Source organism: Cellulosimicrobium sp. 4261 (genome assembly GCF_040546915.1).
Lineage (GTDB): Bacteria > Actinomycetota > Actinomycetes > Actinomycetales > Cellulomonadaceae > Cellulosimicrobium > Cellulosimicrobium cinnabarinum.
The window spans coordinates 168,696-186,645 of record NZ_JBEPOQ010000001.1 but is presented as its reverse complement, the minus strand read 5'-3'; the positions used below and the strand labels follow the sequence as shown (position 1 = coordinate 186,645).

The window sequence follows — 17,950 nt, the reverse complement described above, 5'->3', positions numbered from 1 at the left end:
TCCGGTGCGGGGGCTCCGCGGCGTCAGCCGCGCGCGGGCTCCGGCGCCGCCGGGTCCGGGGCGGTCGTGCCCGGGTCGCTGCCGTCGTCGGGCGCGGCGCCCTCGGCAGCCGGGTCGGCCGGCCCGTCGAGGTGGTGCGGGTGCCGACGCTCGAGCGCGGCGCCCTCCACGTCGACGTCGGGCAGGACGCGGTCGAGCCAGCGGGGGAGCCACCACGCCTTGTCGCCCACGAGGTGCATGAGCGCCGGGACGAGCAGCATCCGCACCACGAACGCGTCGACGAGCACGCCGAACGCGAGCGCGAACCCGATGGGCCGGATCATCGCGCTGTGCGAGAAGACGAACCCGCCGAAGACGGAGATCATGATGATCGCCGCGGCCGTCACCACGGCCCGGCCCGCGCGGACGCCCTGCACGATCGCGACGCGCGCGGGGGCGCCGTGCGCGTACGCCTCGCGCATCCCCGAGCCGAGGAAGAGCTGGTAGTCCATCGCGAGGCCGAAGAGGATGCCGACGAGGATCGTGGGCAGGAAGTTGAGGATCGGGCCCGGCGTCTCGACGCCGAACACCCCCGCGAGCCAGCCCCACTGGTAGATCGCGACGACCCCGCCGAGCGCGGCGAAGTACGACAGGATGAACCCGAGCGTCGCGACGACCGGCACGAAGATCGACCGGAACACGAGCACGAGGATGACGAGCGACAGCCCGACGACGACCGCGAGGTAGATCGGCAGGGCCTGCGCGAGCTTCTCCGAGATGTCGATGTTGCCGCTGGCCGAGCCCGCGACGCCGAGCGTCACGTCCCCGTCGAGCGGTTCGAGCGCGCGCAGTGCGTGCACGAGCTCCTCGGTCGACTCGCTCGTCGGACCCTCGGCCGGGATCACCTGGAACGCCGCGACCGTGCGGTCCTCGGACGTCCCGATCGGCGCGACGGCCACGACGTCGTCCTGCGCGAACAGCTCCTCGGCCACGCCCACCTGGTACGCGAGCGCCTCGGCCTCGGTCGGCTCGCCCGGGAGGTCGGCGACGACGAGCAGCGGCCCGTTCGTGCCCTCGCCGAACTCCTCGGCGATCGTCGAGTACGCGCGGTACTGCGTGGAGTCGTGCGCCTCGGACGAGCCGTCGGGCAGGTTGGTCCGCAGGTCGAGCGCGGGCAGGGCGATCACGCCGAGCGCGACGACGGCGAGCAGCGCCGTGCCCACTGCGCGCACGGTCGACATGGGCCGCACGGGCTCCGCGGCGGGCAGGCCGCCCGCGGTGCCCGGCTCCGACGCCGCGCTCCCGGCCAACGAGCCGGCCGCCGAGCCGGCCGCCGAGCCGGCGGCCGCACCGGTCGAGGCGACACCCGTCGACGCGGCGGGACCGGCGAGCGCGGCGCGCTCGCGGCGGCTGAGGATCCGCGGGCCGATCATGCCGAGCAGGGCCGGCGTGAGCGTGACGGCGATGAGCACGGCGATCGCGACGCACAGCGCACCGACCGTGCCCATGAGGCCGAGGAACGGGATGCCGGTGACGTTGAGCGCGAGCAGCGCGATGAGCACCGTCGCCCCCGCGAACACGACCGCGTTGCCCGACGTGCCGTTCGCGAGCGCGATCGACTCGTGCAGCTCGTCGCCCTGCTTGAGCTGGCGCCGGTGCCGGTTGACGATGAACAGCGAGTAGTCGATCCCGACGGCGAGGCCCAGCATGAGGCCGAGGACCGGCGTCACCGACGACATCTCCACGACTCCGGACAGCGACATCGCGGCGAGCGCGCCGATCCCGACCCCGATGAGAGCCGTGAGGATCGGCAGGCCGGCGCCCACGAGCGTCCCGAGCATGACGACGAGCACGATCGCCGCGACGACGAGGCCGACGGCCTCGCCCACGCCGAACACCTGCGGCACGCCCTGGGCGATGTCGGACGAGAAGTCGGTCTGGACGCCGTCGACCGGGTCGTCGGCGAAGACCGCCACGAGGTCGTCCTTCGTCTGCTGGTCGATGCTCATGTTCGGCTCGGTGAACGTCACGTTCGCGACCGCCGCGCTCCCGTCCGTGGACACGAGGCGGATGTCGGACGCCATGTCGAGCAGGGGAGCGGAGAGCTCGAGCTGCGCGGACTGCTCCTCGAGCGTCGCGCTCTGGTCCTCCAGCGCGGTGACCTGCTGGTCGAGCGTCGCGGCCTGCGACTCGAGCGTGGCGCGGCCCGCGTCGAGCTCGGCCTGCTGCGCGTCGAGCTGCGGCGCGGCCTGCTCCAGCGCGCCCGCGGCCTCGGCCTGGGCGCGCGCCGTGTCGAGCTCGGCCTGGCCTGCGTCGAGCTGGGCGCGGGCGGTGTCGACCTGCTCCTGCGCGGCGGCGAGCTGCGCGCCGCCGTCCTCGATCTGCTCGCGTCCCGCGGCGATCTGGGTGCGGCCGTCGTCGATCTGCTTCCGCTGGTCGGCGAGCTCCTCCTGCGTCGCGAACGGGTCGACGACCGACGCGACGCCGTCGACCTCCTCCGCCGCGGCGAAGCGGTCCGCGATCGCCGCCTCCTGCTCGGGCGTGAACGGGGCACCGTCTTCCGTCGCGAGGACGATCGTGCCGCTCCCGCCCGACGCCTCGGGCAGCGCGGTCTGGAGGCGCTCGGTGACGTCGGCGGTCGGGGTGCCGGGGATCGAGAAGCTGCTCGCGAGCGTGCCGCCGAACGCGACGAACGCCGCCCCGGCGAGCACGAGCACCGCGAGCCACGCGGCGAGGACGGTCCGCGCGCGGCGCGCGCACGCGCGGCCGAGGCGGTAGAGGAGTTCAGCCATGAGGATCCTTCGGTGGGGGTCCGGTCCGGGTCCGACGGGTGCGCCCGGGGTGGCGGGGGTGGCGTGGCGGGAGAGGTGGTCGCGGGTCGGGAGGGTGGGGGTCGCGTCAGGCGGGGTCCGCCCAGCCGGCGCGGATCCGTTCGACGAGGCGGTCGAGCAGACCGGCCCAGACCTCGCGCGAGGCGTCGTCGTCGGCGGCACCGGTCTCGGCCCACCAGCGACGCTGGATGACGAGGACCCCGGCCATGAGCGCGCCCACGAGCATCTCGATCTCGAGCGGGTCGACGTCCGGGTGCCGGCGCGTGGTGGCCGCGACGAGGCGCTCGGCGAGGTGGGTGAAGGTGCGCACGACCATCGTCGTGACGCGCGGCGTGGGCTCGGTCGCGGTGCCGCCGAGGGCCCGCGTGAGGTAGGCCATGGGGCCGACGAGGTCCGTGCCGCGCAGCGCCGCGGTGACGTCGTCGAGGGGCGTGGGGCGGTCGGTGCCCGGCTCGGCCGCGCTCGCCCCGAGCGTCTCGACGACCGAGCCCAGCACGTCCTCGCAGACCTCCACGACGACGTCGTCGAGCGACGCGAAGTGGTTGAAGATCGTGCGGCGCGCGACGTCGGCCCGTGCCGCGAGCTCGTCGACGGTGAAGCGCGCACCGCCCTTCTCCTCCATGAGCGTCGCGGCGGCGGCGACGATCGCGCGGCGGTGGCGCGCGCGCAGGGCCGCGCGACGGTCGGGAGCCGCGGCGTCCGGAGCGGGGGCGTCCGGAGCGGGGGCGTCCGGAGCGGGGGCGTCCGGGCCGGGGCCGGCGAGGTCGGAGGCGTCCGTCGCGGGCGCGGTCGGGCGCTCGGGTCCGGGCAGGGGAGGCACCTCTTGACACTAGGTGCATCGATGCACTCGGTGCAAACGAGAGCGGTCGGCGCTCAAAGTGGACCGATCAGGTCCAGTATGTGGGAAGGTTCTGGCGGTGCGTTGACACCCTCCGTGCCCGCTCGTAAGTTCCCGCGCAACCGAGGTCCACGGACCTCGGCACAGGACATGGTCATGAGCTCCGACGCCAAGCCCCGGCTCGTCGGACGGCAACCCTCCCGCGCGGCGGGGTGCCCCGGGTGAGGACCAGGTCCCGCGACGCGCGACCCGCGCGGTGCGGGGCAACGACGCGGCGCCCGGCGACGGGCACGAAGGAGACGGACGATGGACCGGCGAGAGTCGAGCACCGCGGTGAGCACCCCGCACGCGCCGACGTGCCCCTGTCCGGTCCGCGGTGCGGCCGTCGTCTCCTGTCCGGTCGGCGCCCCCGCGCGCGTCACCTGTTGTCGCTGACGACGCCCCGCTCCTGACGCCGCGCGCGCCCGCGCGCACGCCGTGACGGGCCTCCCTCCGGCCTCCCCGGCCCCGCCCTGCCGCCCCGCGGCGGGGCGACCCTGCCCACCCCCTGGCACCCCGCCGCGCCCTGAGCGTGCGGTCGGCGCCTGTCCCAGAACGGATCCTCGCGATGCCCGACCCCCGCCCCGCCCGCCCCGCCCGCACCGTCCACCTGGGCGTCGACCTCACCGACGCCGGTGCGCACCCCGCCGCCTGGCGGACCGTGGGCTCCCAGGCCCGGCGCCTGTTCGACGCCAAGCGCCTCGTCGAGCTCGTCGCCACCGCCCAGCGCGGCCTGCTCGACCTCGTCACGCTCGACGACGCGTTCACCCTCCAGCCGGGCCGCAACGGGTCCGTGCGCGGCCGGCTCGACGCCGCGCTCGTCGCGTCCCGGCTCGCGCCGCGCAGCGCGGGCATCGGCCTCGTCCCGACCGTCACGACCACCCACACCGAGCCGTTCCACGTCTCCAAGGCGGTCGCGACGATCGACCACGTGAGCTCCGGCCGCGCGGGGTGGCAGGTCGGGTGGTCCACGACCCCGGCCGAGGCCGCGGCCTTCGGGCGCAAGGGCGCCCAGGACGAGCCCGACGCCGTCGCCGAGGCGGACGAGGCGGTCGACGTCGTCACGCGGCTCTGGGACTCGTGGGAGGACGACGCCGAGATCCGCGACGTCGCGACGGGCCGGTTCGTGGACCGCGAGAAGCTGCACCACGTCGACCACGAGGGCATCCGGTTCGCGGTCAAGGGGCCGTCGATCACCCCGCGCCCGCCGCAGGGCCAGCCGCCCGTCGTCGTGCGGGCGAGCACGCCGGCGTCGCTCGACCTCGCGGCCCGGCGGGCCGACGTCGTGCGGGTCCGCGCGGCGACGCGGGACGAGGCGGTCGCGCTGCGGGCGCAGGTGCGCGACGCCGCCGCGGGCGCCGGGCGCGACCCCGACGGGCTGCGGGTCCTCGTGGACGCGTACGTCGTCGTCGGGGACACGCGGGCGAGCGCCCAGGCGCGCCTCGACCTGCTCGAGGACCTCGAGGGCGTCTCGTGGGACACCGACTCGCTGACGCACGTCGGCACGGCGCGCGACCTCGCGGCGACGGTCGAGGAGTGGGCGCACGCCGGCGCCGCCGACGGCTTCCTGCTGCGGCCGTCGTCGCTGAGCACGGACCTCGACGCGATCGTCGACGGGGTCGTGCCGCTGCTCCAGGGCGTGGGCCTGTTCCGCACCGCGTACCCGGGCACGACGCTGCGCGACACGCTCGGCCTCCCGCACCCCGCGAACCGCTACGCGGCGATCGCCTGAGCCCGGACGGACCCGACGTGAGCACCCGACCCCGCAAGCAGATCCACCTCGGCGCCCACTTCCCGGGCGTCAACAACACCACCGTGTGGAGCGACCCCCGCTCGCGCAGCCAGATCGACTTCGCGTCGTTCGAGCACCTCGCGCGCCGTGCCGAGGACGCGAAGCTCGACTTCTTCTTCCTCGCCGAGGGACTGCGCCTGCGCGAGCACAAGGGCCGCATCCACGACCTCGACGTCGTCGGCCGCCCCGACACGCTGCCCGTCCTCGCCGCGCTCGCGGCCGTCACGGAGCGGCTCGGCCTCGCGGGCACGATCAGCACGACGTTCAACGAGCCGTGGGAGCTCGCGAAGCAGTTCGCGACGCTCGACCTGCTCTCCGAGGGCCGTGCGGCGTGGAACCTCGTGACGAGCCCCGACGCCTTCACGGGCGCCAACTTCCGCCGCGGCGGCTACCTGCCCTACCCCGAGCGGTACGCGCGGGCGGCCGAGGTCGTCGAGGTCGCGCGCGCCCTGTGGGACTCGTGGGACGACGACGCCGTGCTGGCCGACCGGATCGCGGGCGATTTCCTGCGGCCCGGCGCGGTGCGGCCGGTCGCGCACCACGGGACGCACGCGGACGTCGTCGGGCTGTTCGAGACGCCGCGCGGCCCGCAGGGCCACCCCGTCCTGTTCCAGGCGGGCGACTCGGCCGACGGGCGCGACTTCGCCGCCGCGACCGCCGACGTCGTGTTCTCGGCACACTCGACGTTCGACGCCGGGCGCGCGTTCTACGAGGACGTCAAGGGGCGGCTCGCGGCCCACGGGCGCGAGCGCGACTCCCTGAAGATCCTGCCCGCGACCGTCGTCGTGCTGGGCGACACGCCCGCCGAGGCGGAGGAGCGCGCCCGGGAGATCCGGCTCCAGCAGGTCTCGGGCCCGACGGCGATCGCGTTCCTCGAGCAGGTCTGGGGCCGCGACCTCGAGGCGTACGACCCCGAGGGCCCGCTGCCCGACGTCGACCCCGACACCGAGAACCTGTCGATCACGCGCGGCCGGGTGCGGCACGCGAAGGACCCGGCGGCGGTCGCCGCGGCGTGGCGCGAGCAGGCCGAGGCGAACGGGTGGTCGATCCGCGAGCTCGTCATCCAGGTGACGTCGCGCGGCGGGTTCGTCGGCACGCCGCGGCAGGTCGCGGACGACATCGACCGGCACGTCCAGGAGGACGCCTCCGACGGCTTCATCCTCGTGCCCCACCTCACGCCGGGCGGGCTCGACGACGTCTTCGACCAGGTCGTCCCGCTGCTCCAGGAGCGCGGCTCGTTCCGCACCGAGTACGCGGGCACGACCCTGCGCGAGCACCTCGGCCTCGCCCGCCCCGGCACGGCGGCGCGCGGCGACGGCGAGCCGACGGCGGCGCACCCCGCCGAGCTCGTCGGCTGACCCTCGCAGCCCCCTCCCGCCACCACCCGCCCCCCCACCGCCCGTCACGAACCCCGGAGGACCCATGAGGACGAGCACACGCGAGGTCCGGTCCGTCGCCCTGCACGACCCGCTCGTGCGCCCGCTGCTCGACGAGCTCTCCCACGAGTACTGGACGCGGTACCAGCGCGTGCTCACCGCCGAGGAGCTCCGCGCCGAGATGGAGCACTACCCCGCGCAGGACTTCGCGGCGCCGCACGGCGAGCTCGTGCTGGTGCTGGAGGACGGCGAGCCCGTCGCGGGCGGCGCGTTCCGCCGTCGGACCGAGCCGGAGCTCGGCGACCCGGTGCGCCTCGCCCGGTCGGCCGCGCGCCGCGCCGACGGGACGCCCGCCGTGCGCACCGCCGAGCTCAAGCGGATCTGGACGCACTCGGCGCACCGGCGCCGCGGGCTGGCGCGCGTCGTGCTGGCGGAGCTGGAGCGCCGCGCGGTCGAGCGCGGGTACCGGCGTCTCTACCTGACGACCGGTCCGCGGCAGCCCGAGGCAGCAGGCCTCTACCTCGCGACGGGCTACACGCCCCTGTTCGACACCGGGACCGATCCCGAGGAGATCGGCCCGCTCGCCTTCGAGAAGTGGTTGGAGGTCGCGCCATGAGCACCGTGTCGCTCCCGCAGGACGAGTCGCGGCAGCTCGCACCGCCGTCGGGCCGGCACCCCGCCGACCCGCGCGGCGGTGCCGAGGACGCGCTGCCGCTCGAGAGCCTGCGCATCGTCCCCGCCCGGCACCCGGGCCGCTGGGTCGCGACGGCCGGCGTGGCCGTGCTGCTCGCCATGGTCGTCAGCTCGCTCGTGACGAACGACCGCTGGGAGTGGGGCGTCGTCGCGCAGTACCTCACGTGGCCCTCGATCCTCGAAGGGGTGTGGGCGACGATCCGGCTCACGCTCGTCGCGTCGGTCGTCGGGTTCGCGCTCGGCACCGTGCTCGCGCTCATGCGGCTGTCGCGCTCGCCGCTCCTGCAGTCGGTCTCGTGGACGTACACGTGGGTGTTCCGGTCCGTTCCGCTGCTGCTGCAGCTCCTGCTCTGGTACAACCTCGCCTACCTGTACCCGTACCTGAGCGTCGGCATCCCCTTCGGGCCCGAGCTCCTGTACTTCGACACGCTGTCCGTGATCGACAAGTTCTGGGCCGCGATCCTCGGGCTCGGGCTCTCGCAGGCCGCGTACTCGGCCGAGATCGTGCGGGCCGGGATCCTCTCGGTCGACCAGGGGCAGCAGGAGGCCGCCGCGTCGCTCGGAATCCCCAAACGGCGCCAGGTGAGCCGCATCATCCTGCCGCAGGCGATGCGCTCGATCATCCCGACGGCCGTCAACGAGGTGATCGGGCTCCTCAAGGGCACGTCGATCGTCTACGTCCTCGCGTACGGCGAGCTCTTCTACATCGTCAGCGTCATCTACGGCCGCAACGGTCGCGTCGTGCCGCTGCTCATCGTCGCCTCGATCTGGTACCTCGTGCTCACGACGCTCATCACGGTCGTGCAGTACTACGTCGAGCGGCACTACGCGAAGGGCGCGGTGCGCACGCTGCCCCCGACCCCGCTGCAGAAGGCGCGGTGGACCGTCCTCGTCTGGGCGTCGCGGCTGTCCGGCCGCCCCGTGCCCGACGCCGTCCCGCCCGCGTACGCGGCCCGCGCCCGGGTGGGCGTGCTGACCCGCACCGCCCGCACGTCGGGAGGTGCGGCATGACCGCCGACGTCGCGACCGCCGGGCTCGTCGAGATCCACGGCGTCCACAAGAGCTTCGGCACGCTCGAGGTGCTGCGCGACGTGTCGCTCACCGTCCCGCCCGGGTCCGTGACGGTCGTGCTCGGCCCGTCGGGCTCCGGGAAGTCGACGCTGCTGCGCGCGATCAACCACCTCGAGAAGGTCGACAAGGGGTTCATCTCGCTCGACGGCGAGCTCATCGGGTACCGCCGCAAGGGCGGCACGCTGCGCGAGCTCAAGGAGCGCGAGATCCTCGGCCAGCGCACCCAGATCGGGTTCGTCTTCCAGAGCTTCAACCTGTTCCCGCACCTCACCGCGCTCGAGAACGTGGTCGAGGCGCCGGTCTCCGCGCAGCGCCGTCGGCGCGAGGACGTCGAGCCCGAGGCCCGCGCGCTGCTCGAGCGCGTGGGGCTCGCCGACAAGGCCGACGCCCGACCGCGCCAGCTCTCCGGCGGGCAGCAGCAGCGCGTCGCCATCGCCCGCGCGCTCGCGCTGCGGCCCAAGGTGCTCCTGTTCGACGAGCCCACCTCGGCGCTCGACCCCGAGCTCGTCGGGGAGGTGCTCGAGGTCATCAAGGACGTCGCGAGCACCGGCACGACCCTCGTCGTCGTCACGCACGAGATCGGCTTCGCCCGCGAGGTCGCCGACACCGTCGTGTTCATGGACGACGGCGTCGTCGTGGAGCAGGGCACGCCCGCCGAGGTGCTCGACCACCCGCGCCACGACCGCACCCGGGCCTTCCTCCAGAAGGTCCTCTGAACCACCGACGTCCACCGACGCCCGCCGTCGTCACCCGCGACCGGCCGCCCGGCCGTCCCGCACACCCGCAGTCCCCGCGTCACCCCGACGCACCACCCGAGAGGTAGGACACCCGTGACCGCAACGACCACCCGCGCCCGCGCCCCCCGCGCGCTCGCCGCCCTCGCCGTCGTGCCCCTGCTGGCGCTCGCGGCCTGCTCCGGGGTGAGCACCGAGGCCCCGGCCGCCGCGGACGAGGGCACGGCGTCCTCCGACGGCACGACGGAGAGCACGACGTCCGTCTCGGACGCCCTCGACGTGAGCACGAGCCCCGACCAGGACCGCGTCCGCACCACCGAGTCGGCCGAGGCCGTCGCGCTCCTCCCGGACGCCTGGAAGGACAAGGACGAGCTCGTCGTCGCGATCTCCGCGGGCGCCGCGCCGCCGCTCGGCTTCCTCGCCGACGACGACGAGACCCCCATCGGCAACGAGACCGACATCGCGCAGCTCGTCGCCGACGCGCTCGGCAAGGACCTGCGCCTCGAGGTCAAGGCCTGGGCCGACTGGCCGCTCGCGCTCGGCTCGGGCGACGTCGACGCCGTGATCTCCAACGTCACGGTGACCGAGGAGCGCAAGGAGACCATCGACTTCTCCACGTACCGCAACGACGAGCTCGGCTGGCTCGTGGGCGCCGACTCCGACATCACGTCGATCACGAAGCGCGAGGACATCGCGGGCAAGGTCGTCGCCGTCGGCTCCGGGACGAACCAGGAGAAGATCGTGCTCGAGTGGGACCGCCTCAACCAGGAGGACGGCCTCGAGCCCGTCCAGGGCCCCGAGTACTACGAGCAGTTCTCCGACGTCCTGCTCGCGCTCCAGTCCGGGCGCATCGAGACGTACGTCGGCCCCAACGCGTCGCTCGCGTACCAGGCGGCGATCTCCCCGCAGGACTTCAAGGTCGTCGGCACGCTCAACGGGGGCTGGCCCGACACGGCGCAGATCGCCGTCGCCACGAAGAAGGGCAACGAGGCGGCCCCGGCCATCACGGCCGCGATCAACCACGCCATCGAGGACGGCGCGTACCTGGAGGTGCTGCAGCGGTGGGGCCTGGAGTCCGAGGCCGTCGAGGAGTCGCAGACCAACCCGCCCGGCCTGCCGAAGACGGAGTGACCCGCGCATGACCACCAGCACCCAGCACGTCGACCACCTCGTGGTCGGGGGCGGCGTCATGGGCTCGGCCGCCGCGTGGCAGCTCGCGCGGCGCGGGCGCGACGTCGTGCTGCTCGAGCGCTTCGCTCCCGGGCACGCGCACGGCGCCTCGCACGGGACGTCGCGCATCTACCGCACGACCTACGCCGAGCCCGAGTACCTCGACCTCGCGCAGGAGGCGCTGCGCCAGTGGCGCGAGGTCGAGGACGAGACCGGGACCGCGCTCCTCGACGTGACCGGCGGCGTGAGCCACGGGCGTCGCGACGGCGCGGCCCAGCGCCGCGCCGACGCGATCGGCGCCGCGTTCGCCGCCCGGGGGATCGAGCACGAGTGGCTCGACCCGGCGGCCGCGGCCGAGCGCTGGCCGGGGCTGCGGTTCGAGGGCCGGGTGCTGCACGAGGTCGCGACGGCCGGCCGGCTCCACGCCGACCGCGCCGTCGCGGCCCTCCAGGGGGCGGCGGCCGCCCAGGGCGCCGACGTGCGGCACGAGGTCGCCGTCCGGCACGTCGAGCGCGTCCCCGAGGGCGCGCGCGTCGTCACCGACGGCGCCGACGTCGTCGCGCGGGTCGTCGTCGTGACCGTCGGGGCGTGGAGCGCGGGTCTGCTCGGCTCCCCGGCGGGCGGCCTGCTGGGGCAGGAGCTCCCGCTCGTCGTCACGCAGGAGCAGCCCGCCCACTTCGCGCTCGCCCCCGGGACGTCACCCGCGGGGTGGCCTGCGTTCACGCACGACGTCGGTCCCGGCACCGCGTGGCCGAGCGGCGTCTACGGGCTCGCGACCCCGGGTGAGGGCGTCAAGGTCGGCTTCCACGGCGTCGGCCCCGTCGTCGACCCCGACCGGCGCTCCTACCGGCCCGAGCCGGGCCAGCTCGCCGCGCTGCGCGACTACGTGCGCACCTGGCTGCCCGGCCTCGACCCCGACGCCTACGTCCCCGTGAGCTGCACCTACACCACGACGCCCGACCACGACTTCGTGCTCGACCGCCGCGGCCCGGTCGTCGTCGGCGCCGGGTTCTCCGGCCACGGCTTCAAGTTCGCCCCGGCCGTCGGGCGCGTGCTCGCCGACCTCGCCACCGCCCCCGGCTCGCTGGCCGACGGCGGCACCGCCGCCGCGCGGTTCGCGCTCGCCCGCCTCGCCGCACTCCCCGAGAGGACCGCCTCATGACGATCGCTCCCGCACCCGCCGCCGCGGACGCTCCGGCTCCGTCCGCGGGCCCCGAGACGCACGCCACGCACGACACCGGCGGGGCCCGTGCCGCGCTCGCGGCGCGGTACGGCGTCGACCCCGCCGCGGTCGAGGACGTCGCGCCCGGCGCGACCGCGGGCCTGGCACCCGCCGCGGACCGTCCCGGCACCGTCCTCGCGACGCAGCTGGGCCACCGGACGGTGCGCCGCTACCGCACCGACCCGCTGGCCCACCACGTCGTGCCGACGCTCGTCGCCGCCGCGCAGTCCGCCCCGACGTCGTCGAACCTCCAGCTCTGGAGCGTCGTCGCCGTCACCGACCCCGTGCGCAAGGCGCGGCTCGCGGCGCTCGCGGGCGACCAGGAGCACGTGCGCGCCGCGCCGCTGCTGCTCGTCTGGCTCGCCGACGTCGCGCGGGCCCGCGCCCTCGGCGAGCGCGAGGGCGTCCGGCTCGAGGCGACCGACTACCTCGAGACGACGGTCGTCGCGTTCCTCGACGCCGCGCTCGCCGCGCAGAACGCCGTCGTGGCGGCGGAGTCGCTCGGTCTGGGCACCGTGTACATCGGCGCGCTGCGCAACCACCCCGCCCAGGTCGCGGCCGAGCTCGGCCTGCCCGAGGGCGTCGTCGCGGTCGTGGGCCTCGTCGTCGGGCACCCCGACCCCGCGGGCGGCGAACGGGTCAAGCCGCGGCTGCCGCAGGCCGCCGTCCTGCACGCCGAGCGCTACCGCGCCGCCGGCCAGGAGGAGCACGTCGCGGCGTACGAGGAGCGCATCGCGCCCTTCTACCGCGAGGAAGGGCTCGACGGCGGCTGGCGCGACCGCGTCGTCGACCGCCTGCGCGTCCCCGGCGCCCTGCGCGGGCGCGCCCACCTGCGCACCACGCTCGCCGCGCTCGGATTCCCGTCCAAGTAGCCCGGCGACCCCGCACGCGACCGCGTCGCCCCGAGCCACCGCACCCCACCAGAGGAAGCCATGTCCCACCAGCACCCGCACCCGACCGCCGCCCCCGGCGGGCCGCGACCGGCGTCCGGCCGCGTCCCGCTGTCCGTGCTCGACCTCGCGATCGTCCCCGAGGGGGCGACGGGCCAGGACGCGGTGCGCCGCGCCGTCGGGCTCGCGCGCGACCTCGACCGGCTCGGCTACCACCGCGTCTGGTACGCCGAGCACCACCTGTCGCCCGGCGTCGGCTCGGCGTCGCCCGCCGTGCTCGCCGCCGCCGTCGCGGCCCGGACCGAGCGTATCCGCGTCGGCAGCGGTGCCGTGCTGCTCAGCACGACGAGCCCGCTCGTCGCCGCCGAGCAGTTCGGGACGATCGCCGCGCTCCACCCGGGCCGCGTCGACCTCGGGCTCGGCCGGGCGTTCACGCCGCCGACGGGGGAGAAGGGGGCCGGGGCGCCGCCGCGGCGGGCACGGCCGGCCACCGGGCCGCGGGTCGTCGACGGGCTGTACGTGCCCGGCGCGCCGCCCGCCGACGTGAACGACTCCGTGCTGCGCGAGCGCATCCTCGCGCAGAAGCGGATCGTCGGGGCGTCGCGCACCCCGGCGAGCTTCCGCGACGAGCTCGAGCTCGTGCTCGGGCTGCGCGCGGGGAGCTACCGCGACGAGCGCGGGACGCCGTACGTGAGCCCGCCCGTCGAGGGCGCCGACTGGGACCTGTGGGTCCTCGCGTCGAGCGCCGGCGAGAGCGCACGCGTCGCGGGCGAGCTCGGGCTGCCGCTCGCCGCGAACTACCACGTGGCGCCGTCGGCGACGCTCGACACCGTCGCCGCGTACCGCGAGGCGTTCCGGCCGGGCGTGCTCGACGAGCCCTACGTCGTCGTCTCCGCCGACGTGCTCGTCGCCGACACCGTCGAGCGGGCCCGCGAGCTCGCGACGCCGTTCGCGGACTGGGTGCTCTCCATCCGCAGCGGCGCCGACGGGGCGATCGCCTACCCCGCGCCGGGCACGTCGCCCGCGTGGGAGGACCGCCCGGAGTCCGAGCGCGCGCTCGTCGCGGACCGGGTCGACACGCGCATCGTCGGTGACCCCGAGACCGTCGTGCGGCGGCTCGAGACCCTGCGCCGCGCGACCGGCGCGGACGAGCTGCTCGTCACCACCGCGACCCACGACGCCGACGACGCGCGCCGCTCGTTCGCGCTGCTCGCCGAGCACTGGTTCGCGGGCGGCGCCGACGCCGACGCTGCCGCACGCGCCGCCGTCACCCCCGACGTCGCACCCGCCCTCGCCACCACCCGCTGACGCGGGATCGACCCGCGCGTCTCCCGAGCGACCCGCGGAGGGTCGACCTCGGACGTGCGGGTCGATCTCGCGACCTCACCCGAAGGAGACACCCATGACCACGACCCCGCCCCTCCGGACCGCGGCCGACGCCGCCGCACAGGTCGCCGACGGCGCGCTGCTGATCGACGTGCGCTCGGCCGGAGGTCGCGCCGCGCACGGCGAGATCCCCGGCGCCACGCTCGCCGACCGGGACGACCTCGACGCGCTGTTCGGCCCCGCCGACGCCCCGGTGGTCTCGCTCGACACGCCGGTCGTCGTCGTGTGCGGGTCGCCGAACGGCTCCGGTCCCGTCGCGGAGGCCCTCGCCCGGCGCGGGTACACGAACGTCTCGCACGTCGACGGCGGGTTCCCGGCGTGGAAGGACGCCGGGCTCCCGGCGTCCGACCCGGTCGACGGGCCCGCTCCGTCCTCCGAACCGACGGCGTCCGCGCAGCCGACGGCGCCCGCCGCCCCCTGAGCCGACGCCCGCGCTGCGCCGCGCACGTCCGGTCCGCGAACCCGCACCCCGAACCACCCGCCCCGACACCACGGAGACCCTCATGCCCGTCGAGTTCCTCGGCATCGCCACGACCAACGACGCGTCGGAGACCACCGACCGCACGACCGCTGCGTTCGACCCCGCCTACCTCGAGCGCCTCGTGCGCGCGCACGAGGACAACGGCTGGACGCGCGTCCTCTTCGCGTACGGATCCTCCGGCCCCGAGCCCGCCGCGCTCGCCGCCTACACCGCCGCGCGCCTGCAGTCGATCGAGCTGCTGCTCGCGCACCGGCCCAACGTGTCCTACCCGACGTACGCCGCCAAGACGTTCGCGACGCTCGACCAGCTCTCCGGCGGGCGGCTCTCCGTCCACTTCATCACCGGTGGCAACGACCACGAGCAGGGCCGCGAGGGCGACACGCTGACCAAGGACGAGCGGTACGCGCGCACCCACGAGTACATCCAGATCGTCAAGCAGGCCTGGTCGAGCGCCGAGCCGTTCGACCACCACGGGCCGTTCTACGACTTCGACGACTTCGTGCTCGACGCCAAGCCGTTCGAGGGCCGCACCCCGACCATCTCGTTCGGCGGGTCGTCGGACGCCGCGTTCCGCGTCGGCGCGGCCGAGGCCGACATCTACGCCGTCTGGGGCGAGCCGCTCGACCGCACCGCCGAGCAGATCGCGCGCGTGCACGCCGAGGCCGCTGCTGCGGGCCGCACGACGCCGCCACGCATCCACGCCGCGTTCCGGCCGATCGTCGCGCCGACCGTGGAGCTCGCCTGGGAGAAGGCGCACCGCATCCTCGACCGGATCGAGACGCGCAAGGCCGCCGCGGGGGGACAGCTCAGCCGTCGGCACCCGATCGACAAGCCCGAGAACGCGGGCTCGCAGCGGCTGCTCGAGATCGCCGCCCAGGGCGAGCGCTTCGACACCGCGCTGTGGACCGCGACCGCGAAGGCCACCGGCGGCGCCGGCAACTCCAACGCGCTCGTCGGCACGCCCGAGCAGGTCGCCGAGGCGCTGCTCGCGTACTACGACCTCGGCGTCCGCGTCATCTCCGCGCGCGGCTACGACCTGCTGGACGACGCGGTCGACTTCGGTCGCTACGTCATCCCGCTCGTCCGCGAGGAGGTCGCGAAGCGCGACGCCGCCGCCGCGGAGGCCGCCGCGGCCTGACAGATCGGCAACCCCGCCCCGGGTCGGCAGCTCCGGTCGGGTTCGGCACCTGCGCGTGCCGATCACGACCGGAGCTGCCGAACGCGCCGGTACCGGGCCCCCGAACGACGACGAAAAACAAGGAGAAGGACGTGCGGTTCCAGGTACTCGACATCGTGTTCAACCCGCCCCACCCCGTGACCGGGGAGGCGGTCGCGCCGTCCGACCGGTTGAACCGGGTCGTCGAGACGGCGGTGCTGGCGGAGGAGCTCGGGTTCGACTCGTTCGCGGTGGGGGAGCGGCACGCGGGGGAGGTGCTGTCGTCGGCGCCGACGGTGCTCCTCGGCGCGGTCGCGGCGCGGACGTCGCGCATCCTGCTGAGCACGGGCGTCACCGTGCTGTCGCTGCTCGACCCGATCCGCGTCGCCGAGGACCTCGCGACGGTCGACCAGCTGAGCCGCGGGCGGCTGGAGATCGTCATCGGCAAGGGCAACGAGGTGCTGCAGTACCCGCTGCTCGGGCTGGACCTCGACAAGCAGTACGAGTACCTCCAGGAGAACTACGAGCTGCTGCGCCTGCTGCTGTCGGAGGAGGACGTCAGCTGGAGCGGGCGGCACCGCCACGCGCTGGAGCACGCGACGACGCTGCCACGGCCGTTCGCCGGGCCGTTCCGGATCTGGCACGGGTCGGCGACCTCGCGCTTCGCGGTGGACCTCGCGGCCCGGTACGGGGACCCGATCGTCAGCGCCAACGCGCTGCAGCCGCGCGAGAACTACCAGGTGCTCATCGACCGCTACCGCGAGCAGTACGCGGCGCACGGGCACGACCCGGCGTACGGGTTCGTCGGGTCGGGCTCGGGCGGGCTGTTCCTCGCCGACACGACGGAGGAGGCGATCGAGCAGTACCGCCCGATCTACGAGGGCCAGGTCGCGGCGGCGGCGCGCCGGGGGTACGGGCCCGACGCCGTCGGGAAGGCACCGAGCTTCCGGACGGTCGAGGACGCCGTCGAGCGCGGGCCCGCGCTCGTGGGGTCGCCGGAGCGCGTGGCGGAGAAGATCCTCGACTACCACGCCTCGTACCGGCACGACCTGCAGTCCGTCTCGGTGAACCACCTGATCCCCGCGGCGCAGCAGGAGGACGTGCTGCGCCGGTTCGCGGAGGAGGTCGTGCCCGTCGTGCAGGCCGAGGTGAAGACGGACCTCTGGAGCCCGGCCGACTCCCGCCGCGCGGCGGGGTTCACGGCGGCCTGACGAGGCATCCTCGACGCCACGGCCGGTTCGCTCTTCCTCGAGCCGGGCGGCGTGGATGCTGGAGGAGGCTGCGCTGCGGGCCCGGCGGCAGGCTGAGAACACCCCTGCTGAAGAGGCCGACGGTGTAGCGTCGCGTCCCGGGCGCAGCTCCGGTCTCGACGCAGGCTCTCGCACTCACGCCGCCCTTCCTTGACGCGACGACCCCTCCGCGAGGTGCGCCATGACGACCCACTACTCGCTCGACGCGTTCTTCGGCTCGTTCTTCCACCAGGACTGGGAAGAGGACTACGGGAGCGCCGCAGGTGCTCTGGCGCGCTTCCTCGACCTGGCCGGCCCCAGCAGGTACGACGGACTCGTCGACGAGATCGACAGCACCCTGGACCGCTACCGTTCCGACGAGCAGGTCGTCGAGTGGATCAACGGCCGGCTTCATGCCGAGCTCTATCGCGAGGCCGTGGGCATGCCGCTGCGCGACTGGCTCCTCGTGGTCCGGGGAGAAGTGAGGGCGAGAATCACCGCATCAGATCTTGACGGTCCCTGAGGAGCTTCGCTCTCTCGGTCTCTCGCGTGCCGGCTATGGTCGGCGGGTCTGATCGCGACGGCTCCGGTGGCGCGTCTTGCTCGGCGTGTCGGCGCACGTCCGGGTGTCGACGACGTCGCTGTCGACGCCCGTGGCGCGCGCTTCGCTGTCGGTGGCGTCGCGGCGGTCCGTGCTGCCGCAGGTCGGGCGCCCGTCCGAGCGCGCCCGGTCAGTGGCGCCACCCCACCTCCCGAGTCGCCCTTCCCGGTGCGGTGACACGCGAGGCGGCCGTGACTCGCGTCGTCTCGGCGGAAACAACCGTCCGCCTGGCGGGACGGCCGTCTCGATACTTGACTTAACCAGTCGAGATTGTCTTTCCTGCTCCCAGGTGACGAGCGTCAGCACGCAGGCCCGGCTCGCTGACCAGCAACCCTTCGACGTGACGGGGTGCTCCGGGAACGACCTGACCGCGCCGCTCCCACGGCGCGGTAAGCACGGCACCCCGGTGGGTTCCCCGCCGCGCCGGCCCTGGGCCCGGCACGGTCGACCACCGGCGCCGGA

The 17,950-nt window shown here is 74.9% G+C and carries 15 protein-coding genes and 2 riboswitches; of the genes, 13 read left to right on the top strand and 2 right to left on the bottom strand.

Annotation, left to right across the window (positions count from 1 at the left end; genetic code table 11):
• Positions 1–23: 23 nt before the first annotated feature.
• Together ABIE39_RS00860 and ABIE39_RS00855 are read right to left on the bottom strand one after the other, a co-directional pair.
• On the bottom strand, positions 24–2,771 hold the full coding sequence (locus ABIE39_RS00860) for an MMPL family transporter (RefSeq protein ID WP_354049993.1): 2,748 nt from the start codon (positions 2,769–2,771) through the stop codon (positions 24–26).
• A 106-nt stretch (positions 2,772–2,877) separates the two neighbouring features.
• The gene (locus tag ABIE39_RS00855; RefSeq protein WP_354049991.1) at positions 2,878–3,630 is read right to left on the bottom strand and encodes a TetR/AcrR family transcriptional regulator; all 753 of its coding nucleotides are present in this window, start codon (positions 3,628–3,630) and stop codon (positions 2,878–2,880) included.
• A 170-nt stretch (positions 3,631–3,800) separates the two neighbouring features.
• Positions 3,801–3,908: riboswitch (SAM riboswitch) on the top strand.
• Between the two features lie 347 nt (positions 3,909–4,255).
• Here ABIE39_RS00855 and ABIE39_RS00850 point away from each other — a divergent pair.
• From ABIE39_RS00850 to ABIE39_RS00790, 13 genes are all read left to right on the top strand, one after another.
• Positions 4,256–5,419, top strand: coding sequence for an LLM class flavin-dependent oxidoreductase (locus tag ABIE39_RS00850; protein WP_354049989.1), 1,164 nt, complete (start codon positions 4,256–4,258; stop codon positions 5,417–5,419).
• Between the two features lie 17 nt (positions 5,420–5,436).
• The gene (locus tag ABIE39_RS00845; protein WP_354049987.1) at positions 5,437–6,837 is read left to right on the top strand and encodes an NtaA/DmoA family FMN-dependent monooxygenase; all 1,401 of its coding nucleotides are present in this window, start codon (positions 5,437–5,439) and stop codon (positions 6,835–6,837) included.
• Positions 6,838–6,901: 64 nt separating this feature from the next.
• On the top strand, positions 6,902–7,471 hold the full coding sequence (locus tag ABIE39_RS00840; RefSeq protein ID WP_209828237.1) for a GNAT family N-acetyltransferase: 570 nt from the start codon (positions 6,902–6,904) through the stop codon (positions 7,469–7,471).
• On the top strand, positions 7,468–8,559 hold the full coding sequence (locus ABIE39_RS00835) for an amino acid ABC transporter permease (protein WP_209828238.1): 1,092 nt from the start codon (positions 7,468–7,470) through the stop codon (positions 8,557–8,559). The genes ABIE39_RS00840 and ABIE39_RS00835 overlap by 4 nt, the downstream gene beginning before the upstream one ends.
• Positions 8,556–9,335, top strand: a complete 780-nt coding sequence (locus ABIE39_RS00830) for an amino acid ABC transporter ATP-binding protein (protein ID WP_209828240.1) — start codon at positions 8,556–8,558, stop codon at positions 9,333–9,335. The genes ABIE39_RS00835 and ABIE39_RS00830 overlap by 4 nt, the downstream gene beginning before the upstream one ends.
• Positions 9,336–9,449: 114 nt before the next feature.
• Complete coding sequence (locus ABIE39_RS00825) at positions 9,450–10,484, top strand: ABC transporter substrate-binding protein (protein WP_209828242.1); 1,035 nt, start codon at positions 9,450–9,452, stop codon at positions 10,482–10,484.
• 7 nt (positions 10,485–10,491) lie between these two features.
• The gene (locus tag ABIE39_RS00820; RefSeq protein WP_209828244.1) at positions 10,492–11,685 is read left to right on the top strand and encodes an FAD-dependent oxidoreductase; all 1,194 of its coding nucleotides are present in this window, start codon (positions 10,492–10,494) and stop codon (positions 11,683–11,685) included.
• A complete protein-coding gene (locus ABIE39_RS00815; RefSeq protein WP_354049984.1) occupies positions 11,682–12,617 on the top strand; it encodes an NADPH-dependent oxidoreductase in 936 nt (311 codons plus the stop codon). The genes ABIE39_RS00820 and ABIE39_RS00815 overlap by 4 nt, the downstream gene beginning before the upstream one ends.
• 60 nt (positions 12,618–12,677) lie before the next feature.
• Entirely contained in the window at positions 12,678–13,943 is a 1,266-nt protein-coding gene (locus ABIE39_RS00810; protein WP_354049982.1) for an LLM class flavin-dependent oxidoreductase, read from the top strand.
• A 94-nt stretch (positions 13,944–14,037) separates the two neighbouring features.
• On the top strand, positions 14,038–14,442 hold the full coding sequence (locus tag ABIE39_RS00805; protein WP_354049981.1) for a rhodanese-like domain-containing protein: 405 nt from the start codon (positions 14,038–14,040) through the stop codon (positions 14,440–14,442).
• Between the two features lie 82 nt (positions 14,443–14,524).
• Positions 14,525–15,640, top strand: a complete 1,116-nt coding sequence (locus ABIE39_RS00800; RefSeq protein WP_354049979.1) for an LLM class flavin-dependent oxidoreductase — start codon at positions 14,525–14,527, stop codon at positions 15,638–15,640.
• Positions 15,641–15,771: 131 nt separating this feature from the next.
• Entirely contained in the window at positions 15,772–16,869 is a 1,098-nt protein-coding gene (locus ABIE39_RS00795; RefSeq protein WP_209828253.1) for an LLM class flavin-dependent oxidoreductase, read from the top strand.
• Between the two features lie 220 nt (positions 16,870–17,089).
• Positions 17,090–17,410: a contact-dependent growth inhibition system immunity protein gene (locus tag ABIE39_RS00790; protein ID WP_209828255.1), complete on the top strand. Its 321-nt coding sequence runs from the start codon at positions 17,090–17,092 to the stop codon at positions 17,408–17,410.
• Positions 17,411–17,776: 366 nt separating this feature from the next.
• A riboswitch (SAM riboswitch) is annotated at positions 17,777–17,890 on the top strand.
• Positions 17,891–17,950: the final 60 nt, after the last annotated feature.